12 protein-coding genes are annotated in these 12225 nt (G+C 64.2%); 7 read left to right on the top strand and 5 right to left on the bottom strand.

What is annotated here, in order from left to right; translation table 11 throughout:
• Nucleotides 1–10 precede the first annotated feature (10 nt).
• A complete protein-coding gene (locus tag H8A92_RS01550) occupies nucleotides 11–598 on the bottom strand; it encodes a PadR family transcriptional regulator (RefSeq protein ID WP_229194117.1) in 588 nt (195 codons plus the stop codon).
• 162 nt (nucleotides 599–760) lie between these two features.
• On the opposite strand from H8A92_RS01550, the gene H8A92_RS01545 reads away from it, so the two are divergent.
• The 4 genes from H8A92_RS01545 to H8A92_RS01530 all read left to right on the top strand — a co-directional run bounded on the left by H8A92_RS01545 (nucleotide 761) and on the right by H8A92_RS01530 (nucleotide 6751).
• The gene (locus H8A92_RS01545; protein WP_028334612.1) at nucleotides 761–1168 is read left to right on the top strand and encodes a nuclear transport factor 2 family protein; all 408 of its coding nucleotides are present in this window, start codon (nucleotides 761–763) and stop codon (nucleotides 1166–1168) included.
• Between the two features lie 216 nt (nucleotides 1169–1384).
• Entirely contained in the window at nucleotides 1385–3172 is a 1788-nt protein-coding gene (locus tag H8A92_RS01540; protein WP_229194116.1) for an acyl-CoA dehydrogenase C-terminal domain-containing protein, read from the top strand.
• Nucleotides 3173–3309: 137 nt separating this feature from the next.
• On the top strand, nucleotides 3310–4518 hold the full coding sequence (locus H8A92_RS01535; protein WP_229194115.1) for an acetyl-CoA C-acetyltransferase: 1209 nt from the start codon (nucleotides 3310–3312) through the stop codon (nucleotides 4516–4518).
• A gap of 19 nt (nucleotides 4519–4537) precedes the next feature.
• On the top strand, nucleotides 4538–6751 hold the full coding sequence (locus H8A92_RS01530; protein WP_229194114.1) for an FAD-dependent oxidoreductase: 2214 nt from the start codon (nucleotides 4538–4540) through the stop codon (nucleotides 6749–6751).
• 318 nt (nucleotides 6752–7069) lie between these two features.
• Here H8A92_RS01530 and H8A92_RS01525 read toward each other — a convergent pair whose 3' ends face one another.
• Both H8A92_RS01525 and gstA read right to left on the bottom strand, forming a co-directional pair.
• Nucleotides 7070–7297, bottom strand: a complete 228-nt coding sequence (locus H8A92_RS01525) for a hypothetical protein (protein WP_229194113.1) — start codon at nucleotides 7295–7297, stop codon at nucleotides 7070–7072.
• Nucleotides 7298–7612: 315 nt separating this feature from the next.
• Nucleotides 7613–8230, bottom strand: coding sequence for a glutathione transferase GstA (gene gstA, locus H8A92_RS01520; protein WP_229194112.1), 618 nt, complete (start codon nucleotides 8228–8230; stop codon nucleotides 7613–7615).
• 129 nt (nucleotides 8231–8359) lie between these two features.
• Between gstA and H8A92_RS01515 the strand changes: the two genes are divergently transcribed.
• The 3 genes from H8A92_RS01515 to H8A92_RS01505 all read left to right on the top strand — a co-directional run bounded on the left by H8A92_RS01515 (nucleotide 8360) and on the right by H8A92_RS01505 (nucleotide 11042).
• Nucleotides 8360–8872 carry a MarR family winged helix-turn-helix transcriptional regulator gene (locus tag H8A92_RS01515; protein WP_229194111.1) on the top strand — a complete coding sequence of 171 codons (513 nt, stop codon included), beginning with the start codon at nucleotides 8360–8362 and terminating at the stop codon, nucleotides 8870–8872.
• A 93-nt stretch (nucleotides 8873–8965) separates the two neighbouring features.
• Nucleotides 8966–10336 (top strand): glutamate--cysteine ligase, encoded by a 1371-nt coding sequence (locus H8A92_RS01510; RefSeq protein WP_229194110.1) that lies wholly within the window; start codon nucleotides 8966–8968, stop codon nucleotides 10334–10336.
• 151 nt (nucleotides 10337–10487) lie between these two features.
• On the top strand, nucleotides 10488–11042 hold the full coding sequence (locus tag H8A92_RS01505; protein WP_420831278.1) for a PAN domain-containing protein: 555 nt from the start codon (nucleotides 10488–10490) through the stop codon (nucleotides 11040–11042).
• Nucleotides 11043–11184: 142 nt separating this feature from the next.
• On the opposite strand, the gene H8A92_RS01500 is transcribed toward H8A92_RS01505, so the two are convergent.
• Nucleotides 11185–11751 carry a nucleotidyltransferase family protein gene (locus H8A92_RS01500; RefSeq protein ID WP_229194108.1) on the bottom strand — a complete coding sequence of 189 codons (567 nt, stop codon included), beginning with the start codon at nucleotides 11749–11751 and terminating at the stop codon, nucleotides 11185–11187.
• A gap of 108 nt (nucleotides 11752–11859) precedes the next feature.
• A complete protein-coding gene (locus tag H8A92_RS01495; protein ID WP_229194107.1) occupies nucleotides 11860–12204 on the bottom strand; it encodes an MmcQ/YjbR family DNA-binding protein in 345 nt (114 codons plus the stop codon).
• Nucleotides 12205–12225 lie beyond the last annotated feature (21 nt).

Genomic DNA, 12225 nt, shown 5'->3' with positions numbered 1-12225 from the left:
AGACTAGTTGTTAGCCCTTGCCTTCGCGCTTGCCGTCGTCGAGCGGCAGCACATTGCCGCGACCCGAAATCGCCGAGATCGCGTCGAGCGCTTCCTCGCACCATTCCACCACGACGCGCTCATGGCGCATCCCGATGCGAAGCCCGAGCATCTTGCCGACATCGGCCGGCGGCGCGGTGCCGTCGGGAAAGCGCTTGTTGAGCAGACGCTCGTAGCGCTCATAGCGATCGCGGTGATGCTCCAGCCGCGCCATCAGGTCGGTGCGCAGCGGTTCGATGTCGACGCAGTCGAGCGCATAGAGCCGGACCAGCAAATCGTCCTTGATCGAGGGCGGAACGCTCGGCCGCGCCGCCCAGTGCTTCAGCGCCGCGCGGCCCTCGGCCGTCAGCGTATAGACCAGCTTGTTGGGCTTGCCGGATTGCACCACCTCGCGGCCCTGGACATGCCCCTTGTCGCGCAGCCGGGAGAGCTCGCGGTAAATCTGCTGATGGTCGGCCTTCCAGAAGAAGCCGATCGAGGCATCGAACGTCTTGGCGAGCTCATAGCCCGTCATCGGACGTTCCGTGAGGCAGGCGAGGATTGCGTCACCGAGTGCCAACGCCCACCTCCATCTCAGTTCCCAAATCGGCCATTTCCTAAGTTCGCTTGACTTTATGCGTTACTGTGCATATGCGTCAATATGCATATGGTGATCGGCGTGCCGCCTTGTCGCGCGCGGCCGATGTTCAGGCTTCCTAAACCCGCTGCAGGAGACGTCCGAATGAGCAAGCCGGGCCTCGACAAGTGGTACGCCTACATGAAGTCCCACGACACCGCCGCTCTGTGGGATCTGCTGCATCCCGACGCGGTGTTCGAAAGTCCCGTCGTGCACACGCCGCAGCGCGGCCGCGACATCACCTTCAAATATCTGACCAGCGCCGCCAAAGTGCTGGGCGGCCCGACCTTCAAATATCTCGGCGAATGGCGCAACGACACCGGCGCGGTGCTCGAGTTCGAGAACGAGATCGACGGCATCAAGCTCAATGGTGTCGACATCATCACGTTCGATGGCGACGGCCGGATCACCCATTTCAAGGTGATGGTGCGTCCGCTCAAGGCGATCAACCTGCTGCATCGGATGATGGGCGAGGAGTTGATGAAGCAGAGCGGCGCAACGTCGCAATCGTAAGCATGATCCGGAAAAGTGCGAAGCGGTTTTCCGAAAAGATCGCGCTCAAACAAAGGGCTAAAGCGCGATGACGGTTCAATCCAATCTCATCGCGATTAAGTCTCGCTAGGACCTGCCGCGGACCCGCCGAACCGGATAAGGTCCGCTCCAACAACCCAAGGACACGCTGCGCAGCATCGGTCGTGAATGCGATCGCGAGCCAGCCGGGAGATCAGCATGCCAACCTACAAAGCCCCCGTCGAAGACGTCAGCTTCCTGTTGAACGACGTTTTCCAGATCGACCGCTACGGCAATCTTCCCGGCTTCACCGATGCGTCGGCCGATGTGCGCGAGGCTATCCTAGGCGAGGCCGCCAAGCTCAGCGAAGAGGTGCTGCAGCCGCTCAATCGCACCGGCGATCTCGAAGGCTGCAAGCGCAATGACGACGGCAGCGTCACCACGCCGAAGGGCTTCAAGGACGCTTTCAAGCAGGTCGCCGAAGGCGGCTGGCTCGGCCTCTCGGCGCCGACCGAATTCGGCGGCCAGGGCCTGCCGGTGACGCTCTCGCAGGCGGTCAACGAATTCCAGATCTCCGCCAACATGGCGTTCTCGATGTATGGCGGCCTGACCATGGGGGCGACCGCGGCACTGCTGGTGCACGGCACGCCCGAGCAGAAAAAGACCTATGTGCCGAAGATGATCGCCGGCGAGTGGACCGGCACCATGAACCTGACCGAGCCGCAATGCGGCACCGACCTCGGCCTGCTCCGCACCAAGGCGGTGCGTCAGTCGGACGGCAGCTTCAAGATCACCGGCACCAAGATATTCATCTCCGCCGGCGAGCACGACCTTGCCGACAACATCATCCATCTCGTGCTGGCGCGCATCGAGGGCGCACCGGCCGGCATCAAGGGCGTCTCGCTGTTCGTCGTTCCCAAGGTGCTTGTCAATGCCGACGGCTCGCTCGGGCAGCGCAATGGCGTCACCTGCGGCTCGATCGAGCACAAGATGGGCATCCACGGCAATTCCACCTGTGTGATGAACTACGACAGCGCCACCGGCTGGCTGATCGGCGAAGAGAACAAGGGCATGCAGGGCATGTTCGTGATGATGAACGAGGCCCGTCTCGGCGTCGCCGTGCAGGGCCTGGCGCAGTCCGAGGTCGCCTATCAGAACGCGGTCGCCTATGCGCGCGAGCGTCTGCAGGGCCGTTCGCTGACCGGCGTCAAGGCGGCCGACAAGCCGGCCGATCCGATCATCGTGCATCCCGACGTGCGCCGTACGCTGCTCACCATCCGCGCCTTCAACGAGGCGGCACGCGCCATGGTGGTGTGGACCGCGCTGAAGAGCGACGTCGCGCACCGCTCGAACGATCCGAAGGATCGCCAGGCCGCGGACGATCACATGGGCCTGATGACGCCGGTGCTGAAGGGCGTGCTGACCGACACCGGGTTCGCCAACACGGTCTCGGCGCAGCAGATGTTCGGCGGCCACGGCTACATCGCCGAGCACGGCATGGAACAGTTCGTCCGCGATGCGCGCATCGCGATGATCTATGAGGGCGCCAACGGCATCCAGGCGCTCGACCTGGTCGGCCGCAAGCTGCCGCGCGACGGCGGCCGCGCCGCGATGGCGTTCTTCGGCGAGGTCACAGCCTTCGCCAAGGAGCACGGCGCCGACGAGGCGATGAAGCCGTTCATCACCCCGCTTTCCACCGCGCTCGGCCATTTGCAGCAGGCCACCGGCTGGCTGATGCAGAACGCGCTGACCAGGCCCGACAATGCCGGGGCGGCCGCGACCGACTTCATGAAATTGTTCGGCCTCGTCGCGCTCGGCTACATGTGGGCGAAGATGGCCAAGGTGGCGCAGGACAAGGCCGCCGCCGGCGCCACGCCCTACCTCAACACCAAGCTCGTGACCGGCCGCTTCTTCATGGAGCGGCTGCTGCCGGAGACTTCCGTGCATCTGGCCCGGATCCAGAGCGGCAGTGCCACCACGATGGAACTGGCCGCGGAAGCGTTCTGAAGCGTTTTCCGGCGAAGTGGATACCGGTTCGCATGAAGAAAACGCGTCAAGCAAGAAAGCCTTGAAAATTGCCGTCGCATTGCTGCGGCGGCGCTTCCTTCCGTATATATTATGATCCTCATATCAAGGAGGGCGTCATGCCTGAGGCATACATCTACGATCACGTTCGTACCCCGCGCGGCCGCGGCAAGGCCGATGGCGCGCTGCACGAGGTCACCGCGCTGGCGCTCGCCACGGTGCCGCTGAAGTCGCTGAAGGAACGCAACAATCTTCCCGAGAACTCCGTCGACGACGTCGTGCTCGGCGTGGTCGATCCGGTCGGCGAGGCCGGTTCCGACATCGCGCGCTTTGCCGCGCTGAACGCCGGTCTCGGCGAGAAGGTGCCGGGCGTGCAGATCAGCCGCTTCTGCGCCTCCGGCCTCGATGCCGTGAATTTCGCCGCGGCCCAGATCATGAGCGGCCAGCATGAGCTCGTGATCGGCGGCGGCGCCGAATCGATGAGCCGCGTCGGCATCGGTGCCTCCGGCGGCGCCTGGCCGATGGATCCCTCGATGGCGGTGCCGGCCTATTTCATGCCGCAGGGCATCTCAGCCGATCTGATCGCCACCAAATACGGTTTTTCGCGCGATGACGTCGACGCTTATGCCGTGCAGAGCCAGCAGCGCGCGGCGAAGTCGTGGGATGAAGGCCGTTTCAACAAGTCGGTGGTGCCGGTCAAGGACGTCAACGGCCTGACCATCCTCGCCAAGGACGAGCACATGCGCCCGACCACGACGATGCAGTCGCTGGCGCAGCTGCAGCCGTCGTTCGCGGCGATGGCGGCGATGGCCGGCTTCGACGCGGTGGCGATTCAGTCGCACCCCGAAGTCGAGAAGGTCAATTACGTGCATCACGCCGGCAATTCCTCCGGCATCGTCGACGGCGCCGGCGCGGTGCTGCTCGGCAGCAAGGAGGCAGGCGCCAAGCACGGCCTGAAGCCGCGCGCGAAAATCCGCGCGTTCGCCAATATCGGCTCGGAGCCCGCGATGATGCTGACCGGCCCGGTCGACGTCACCGAGAAGCTGTTCGAGCGCTCCGGCATGAAGAAGTCGGACATCGACCTGTTCGAGCTCAACGAGGCGTTCGCCTCGGTGGTGCTGCGCTACATCCAGGCATTCGACATCGACAACGCCAAGATCAACGTCAATGGCGGCGCGATCGCGCTCGGCCATCCGCTCGGCGCGACCGGCGCGATGATCCTCGGCACTGTGCTCGACGAGCTCGAGCGTACCAACAAGGAAACGGCGCTGGTCACGCTGTGCATCGGCGGCGGCATGGGCACCGCCACCATCATCGAGCGCGTCTGAGGCGAGGGGAGCGAGCAACATGGCTTACAAGAATTTCAAGTTCGACGTTGACGCCGACGGCATCGCACTCGTCACCTGGGACATCCCGGGCCGTTCGATGAACGTGTTCGACGAGGTCTCCACGCAAGAGATCGGCGAGATCATCAAGCAGACGACCAGCGATGCCGCGATCAAGGGCGTCGTGATCACTTCGGCCAAAGAGGCGTTCTGCGCCGGCGCCGACCTTTCGATGCTCGAGGGCATGAACCGCAGCTACGCGCAGCTCTTCAAGGAGAAGGGCGAGGAAGCCGCGAACCAGATGCTGTTCGAGCAGAGCCGCCAGATGTCGCTGTCGTTCCGCGCGATCGAGACCTCGGGCAAGCCGTGGGTCGCGGCGATCAACGGGCTTGCGCTCGGCGGCGGCTTCGAGATCACGCTGGCCTGCCATTACCGCGTTGCGGCCGAGAACCCGAAGACCCGGCTCGGCCTGCCCGAGATCAAGGTCGGCCTGTTCCCCGGCGCCGGCGGCACCCAGCGCGTGCCGCGCCTGGTGTCGCCGCAGGACGCGATGCAATTGCTGCTCAAGGGCGAGGCGGTCAATCTCACGCGTGCGAAGGCGCTCAACCTGATTCACGCCGTGGTGCCCGCAGCCGACCTGATCACGGCCGCCAAGGACTGGATCAAAGGCGGCAGCAAGGCCGTCGCGCCGTGGGACGAGAAGGGCTTCAAGCTGCCCGGCGGCCCCGTCTTCTCCAAGATGGGCATGCAGATGTTCCCGGCCGGCAACGCGATCTATCGCCGCGAGACCTACGACAATTATCCGGCCGCGCGTGCCATCATGAGCTGCGTCTATGAAGGCCTGCAGCTGCCCATCGACGCTGCACTGCGGGTCGAGTCGCGCTACTTCACCAAGGTGCTGCGCTCGAAGGAAGCGGCGGCGATGATCCGCTCGCTGTTCCTGTCGATGCAGGAATTGAACAAGGGCGCGCGCCGCCCGGCGGGCGTGCCGCCGACCAAGGTGAAGAAGCTCGCCGTGATCGGTGCCGGCTTCATGGGAGCCAGCGTCGGCTATGTCTCGGCACAGGCCGGCATCGACGTCGTGCTGGTCGATCGCGACCAGGAAAGCGCCGACAAGGGCAAGGGCCACGCCAAGACCGTGGTCGACGGCCTGATCGCCAAGGGGCGGATGAAGCAGGAGGCGGCCGATGCCATCCTGGCGCGCATCTCCGCCACGGCAGACTACAACGTGATTTCGGAGTGCGACCTCGTCATTGAGGCGGTGTTCGAGGATCGCAAGGTCAAGGCCGACACCTATGCCAAGGCACAGCCGCTGCTGAAGTCGGGCGCGATCTTCGCCTCCAACACCTCGACCCTGCCGATCAACTCGCTGGCCGAGGAGTTCAAGGACCAGGGCAAGTTCATCGGCATCCACTTCTTCTCGCCGGTCGAGAAGATGATGCTGGTCGAGATCATCCTGGGCAAGAACACCGGCGACGTCGCGCTGGCGACCGCGCTCGACTATGTCCGCGCGATCGGCAAGACGCCGATTGTGGTGAACGACAGCCGCGGCTTCTTCGCCAACCGCTGCGTGATGCGCTACATCTCCGAGGGCAACGAGATGCTGCTCGAAGGCGTGCCGCCGGCGATGATCGAGAACACCGCCAAGATGGCCGGCATGCCGGTCGGGCCGCTGTCGCTGCAGGACGAGGTCGCGCTCGATCTCGGTCTCAAGATCACCAAGGCGACCGAGGCCGATCTCGGTCCCAATGCGATCGACCAGGCGCAGAAGAAGCTGATCGTCGAGATGGTCGAGAAGCAGGGTCGCTTCGGCCGCAAGAACGGCAAGGGCTTTTACGACTATCCCGAGAAGGGCAAGGGCCAGAAGAGCTTGTGGCCGGGGCTCGCCGATCTGCAGCCCAAGCAGCTCGATCCCGACACGCTCAGCGTCGAGGAATTGAAGCAGCGCTTCCTGGTGGTGCAGGCGGTGGAAGCCGCGCGCACCGTCGAGGATCACGTCATCACCGATGTGCGCGAGGCGGACGTCGGCTCGATCCTGGGCTTCGGCTTCGCGCCGTTCACCGGCGGCGCGCTGTCCTACATCGACTTCATGGGCACCAAGAACTTCGTCGCGCTTTGCCACGCCTTCGAGAAGAAGTACGGCTCGCGCTTCACGCCGCCGAAGCTGCTCGAGGAGATGGCTGCCAAGGGCGAAACCTTCTACGGCCGCTTTCCGCCGAAGAAGCAGGCGGCGTAAGCGCCGTCTCTCTCCGGCACACGTCGCACAGGATCAAGCCGGTCATCGATCCGACTTGATCCTGTTGCCGGACTGTCGCAGCGGTCAAAGTCCCGCCACGCTTGCTCCCCACTCGCACCACGCTGCTGGCATCACTCTTGCTGGTTGATCGACAAGACGATCAGCAAGACGATCAGGCTGGGGTGTCGTGCAATGCGTGCCGTGCTCAAGGAAGGTGCTGCTGAGACCGCGGGCGAGCGTTCTTTCCCGCTCTCTCCGCCACGACGTCCGAATCTGTTGCGCTTGCGGGGCAAGGGTCCGTCGTGGACCGGCCTGGTGCTACTCGTTCTGGCCGTGGACCTTGTGCTCGCGGCCGCGGCCTGGAATGCCGTCGATTTCTTCCGCCATTGAGCCGTCATTGTCCGGCGACAGCAAGGCGCCGGCGAGATAGGCGATCTGGTTGAATGCGAGGCAGGCGACGACGATCGGAGCGCCGGTGGCAAATGCATAGCCGTCGGACTGGAGTACGATTGCCGCGAGCACCGCGATCAGCGGCGACACCAGCATCAATGTCCAAACCCGAAAGTACAAACTGGTAACCAGCCCAACGAGCGTGCTGGTCAATAAAAGCGTTAAGGCGATCGTCACATTTTCAGACCCGTTGGAGCGGAGGGCGCGCCGCAGCTCATAGTCGGTCAGTTGGATCGCACGAACAAGGACAGCTACGCCCTCAGCCGGAAGTACACCGACTTAGTCTTAATCGGTACAATGCAGGTCAAATTGAGACGTTCCACCTCCGGTTGCCGAAGAATGACAATCGGCGGCGCAAAAAGGAGCCGGATCGGCTGATCCGGCTTCTTCGATTCGTGGTCGGTGGCAGGCTCAAGCCGCCTTCAGCAGGCCTTCCTTCTTCAGCGCTTCCTGCACCTTCGGGCGCGCCGCGACGCGGGCCTTGTAGGCGGTCACGTTCGGCAGGCCGGAGAAGTCGAAGCCGAGCCGGTCCTGTGCCCACATGATCATGGTGAAGAGGTAGCCGTCGGCGACCGTGAACTGGTTGCCCATCAAATATTCGCGTCCGGCGAGCTGGCTCTCAACATATTTGAACTTGCCCATGGCGCGGTCCTTGAAGAAGGCCTTGGCGTCGTCCGCGAGCGCCGGCGAGAACATCGGGCCGAGATTCTTGTGCAGCTCGGTCGTGATGTAGTTCAGCCATTCGAGCAGCTTGTAGCGCTCGTTGGAATCTCGAGCCGGCGCCAGCTTCCGGTCGGCGACCCGGTCGGCGATCATCTGAATGATGATCGGCCCTTCGGTGACCATCTCGCCGGTATCCAGCGCCAGCGCGGGCACCTGGCCCTTGGGGTTCACTTGCAGGAAATCGTCGCCGTTTTCGAGCTTCTTGGCGCGCAGATCGACCTTGACCAGGTCATAGGGCAGGCCGGCCTCGAGCAGGGCGATGTGGGGGGAGAGGGAGCAGGCACCGGGGGAGTAATAAAGCTTCATGGGGTATTCCTTCCCTTGTTCTTGGCGTCCAGAGAGGGATTGCCTACATGCACCTGCATGAAATAGTCAAGATTGATGCAGATGCATTCAGTGCGGTACAGTCGGTGCCGGGACCTTATGGGCTAGACCATGAAACGCAAGCTATCGAGCGAGGCGACGGCCGCCTGGATCCGCCTGATGCGGGTGCCGAGCCGGGTGCTGGACTGCGTCGAGCAGGATCTGAAGAAGGCCGGCTATCCGCCGCTCGCCTGGTATGACGCCTTGCTCGAGCTGTCGCGCGCGCCGTCGGGTGAGCTTCGCCCGGTCGAGCTCGAGCGCCAGATGCTGATCCCGCAATATTCGACGTCGCGGCTGATCGACAAGCTGGTCGACGAGGGACTCGCGGCCCGGCGCGAATGCAAGATCGACAAGCGCGGCCAGTTCGTCGAGATCACCGAGGCCGGTCGCGAGCTCCAGAAGAAGATGTGGAACGCCTATTCCACGGCGATCGACAAGCATGTCGGCTCGAAATTGTCCGATGCCGACGCGGCCAGGCTGTGCGGTCTGCTCGATCGTCTCGGCTGTTCCTGCGACGACGTCAAGGCCGATGCAAAGAGCGACACCAAGGCTGCGCCCGCGCGAGACGGCGTGCCTGCCCGATGATAGTCCTGATCCCACCATCCGCGGCCGTTGCGGCCCACGGATGTCCCTGCCACCGCGCGACTTCGATCGAAGCGCCCTTGAGTTGGATTTTCTATGGCGCGTGACCAGATCGACATGACGCCGCTGCAATCGCGCGACGAACTCGTGGCGTGGATTGAAGCCGGCGTGAAACCTGAGTCCGAATTCCGGATCGGCACCGAGCACGAAAAGACCCCGTTCACGCTCGAGGGCCACCAGCCCGTGCCCTATGAGGGCGCGAAGGGCATCGGCGCGCTGCTCGAAGGCATGAAGCTCCTGCTCGGCTGGGAGCCGATCATGGAGCGTGGCAATATCATCGGGCTCTATGACGTCACCGGCGGCGGCGCGATTTCGCTCGAGCCGGGCGGGCAGTTCGAATTGTCGGGCGCGCCGGTCGAAACCGTGCATCAGACCCAGTCGGAATTGATGGCGCATCTGGCGCAGGTGCGCGAGGTCGCAACCCCGCTCGGGATCGGCTTCCTCGGCCTCGGCATGACGCCGTCCTGGTCGCGGGCGCAGATCCCCGTGATGCCGAAGGGGCGCTACAAGATCATGCGAAACTACATGCCGAAGGTCGGCAAATACGGCCTCGACATGATGTTCCGGACCTGCACGGTGCAGACCAATCTCGACTTCTCCTCCGAAGCCGACATGGTGAAGAAGCTGCGGGTGTCGCTTGCGCTGCAGCCGATCGCGACCGCCTTGTTCGCCAACTCGCCGTTCACCGAAGGCAAGCCCAACGGGTTCCTGTCGTTCCGCTCCGAGATCTGGCGCGACACCGACAATGCGCGCTCGGGCATGATCCCGTTCGCATTTGAGGACGGCATGGGCTACGAGCGCTATGTCGATTACGCGCTCGACGTGCCCATGTATTTCGTCAAGCGCGGCGAGGAATATATCGATGTCGCGGGCTCCTCGTTCCGCGATTTCTTCGCCGGCAAGAATGCCGCCTTCCCCGGCGAGCGGCCGACCTTGTCGGACTGGGCCAACCATCTCTCGACGATCTTCCCCGAGGTGCGGCTCAAGCGTTACCTCGAAATGCGCGGCGCCGACGGTGTGCCGTGGGGCCGACTGCCGGCGCTGCCGGCGTTCTGGGTCGGGCTGCTCTACGACAATGACAGCCTCGATGCCGCCTGGGACATCGTCCGCCACTGGACCGCGCCGGAGCGGCAGGCGCTGCGCGACGACGTGCCGCGCTTCGGCTTCAAGTCGCGGATCAAGGACCGCTATCTGTTCGAGATCGCCAAGGAGTGCCTGGTCCTGTCGCATGCCGGATTGCGGCGGCGCGGCCGGATCGACCATCTCGGACGCGACGAAAGCCGCTTCCTCGAACCGCTCGAGCGCATCATCGAGACCGGCCGCTCGCCGGCGGAAGAGATGCTGGAGAAGTTCAACGGCCCCTGGAAGGGCTCGGTGGAGCCGGCCTATCAGGAGTACGCCTTCTAATCCTGCCTACCCAAATCCGGGCGCGCCACGCACCCGGATGGCGGTGCCCTCGCACCGGCCGCCGCAGCGCCGTTCATCAGCCGTACAGGTTCACGGCGTTCAAATGACGCCCGCGGAATGCGCGGGGCTGCGCGAATTTGAAAGCAATCTCATGGGGATAGGCCGCCACTTTAGGGCGTATGTGGTGATGTTCGCGGCACTGTTGGCCGTTGTCGTCGCGCGCCCGGCATTGGCGCAGACCAATTTCGACCGTCCCGGTGGTGACTATTCGAGCGCGCCGGTCACGACCGGCGATCCCGCCGATTGCGCGCTGACCTGCGAGCGCGACCGCCGCTGCCGGGCCTGGAGCTTCAACTATCCGACCGACGCCAACAACGGCGCGGTGTGCTGGCTGAAGAACAGCGTGCCGCCGCGTGTGCAGGACGTCTGCTGTGTCTCCGGGGTGCGCGGCGCGGGCGTGGTCGAGCCGCGCAGCGGCGCCATCGAAACCTCGATCGACCGCCTCGGCGGCGACTACAAGAATTTCGAACTGAAGGGCAGCGACGGCGACGAGGCCTGCCAGGCCGCCTGCACCGCCGACAACAAATGCCGCGCCTGGACCTACGCCCGGCCCGGCTATGCCGGCCGCGACGCGCATTGCTTCCTGAAGAAAGAGATCAAGCCGCCGCGCCGCAAGGCGGGGTTCACGTCGGGCGTGGTGCGGTAGCGCCGCACATAGATCTGTCGTCCCTGCGAAAGCAGGGACCCATACTCCGCGGCAGATGTATTGAATGGGACTCGTCATTCAGACATCGCGCAACAACAAGCAGCTGTGGTTATGGGTCCCTGCTTTCGCAGGGACGACAAGCTCACTCCGCCGCCAGCACCGTGATCTCCGGCCACAGCGCCTTCCACCGAGTGGCCTTCGTCGCATAGTTCGCCACGGAAAAATTCGCGGTCCGGTTCGGCCGCACGATCATGCCGGCGACATCGCCAAAGCCGTTCGGCGCATAGACGTCGTAGCCGTCCGCGCTGCGGCGGATGCCGACCTGCACGTTGCCGCTGAGGAAGCGATCGATGCCCTCGGTCGAACGCGACAGCGCAGGGTAGGGCACACCGTGCTTGCCGGGATACCAGAGATGGACGCGGGCCTGGTTGCGGACCTCGATCGCGACGCCGAGGTGGCCGAGCCGCGCCGTGAGGTCGCGGATCACGGCGTCCTCGGCCTCCCACGACGTATCCGGATCGAAATAGAAGACATCGTAGTCGTTGATGCCGTGATCGAGCGGCCGCTTCGTCAGCACGTTCCACACGCTCTGCACCAGGCAGCCGGCCACGAGCCAGGCATCGGGCAGGCCGAGGCGGTCCAGCTCGTCGACGATGGCCCGATTGACCGGGTTGCGCAGCGCGGCTGTGAGGAATTGCTCCGAGGTCATGCTTCCATATCTCCCCCCGTCATTGCGAGGAGCGGAGCGACGAAGCAATCCATCGATCCGTTATGCCGTGACATGGATTGCTTCGCTGCGCTTCGCAATGACGAGAAACTATTGCCCGATCGCGTCGTAATCCCTGACCGCCTTCTTCGACGCCAGCGAGCGCCAGTGCCGGCGCAGCAACGGCTCGACGGTCTGGCGCTTGGCCTTGGCGTGGCGGATCAGGACGATCGGATAATCGCGGTAGTGATCGGTGAAGTAGAACAGCTTGGGCTGGGTCTCGACCAGCATGTCGCGCTCATCGGGCGGCACGCCGGGCATCACCAGGCTGTCGCCGTCCTCCTTGAGCCGCACCAGCATCTTCTCGCGCACCTTCAGCGCCGGTGTGCCGTACGAGGAGCCATCCTCGACCTCCGGCCACGGCAGCGCGATGTGCCTGATGTCGTCGAAGGTCACGACTCCGCTCTCCCAAGGAAG

The organism is Bradyrhizobium acaciae (assembly GCF_020889785.1).
Taxonomy (GTDB): domain Bacteria; phylum Pseudomonadota; class Alphaproteobacteria; order Rhizobiales; family Xanthobacteraceae; genus Bradyrhizobium; species Bradyrhizobium acaciae.
This window is presented reverse-complemented; position numbering and strand designations above follow the sequence as displayed.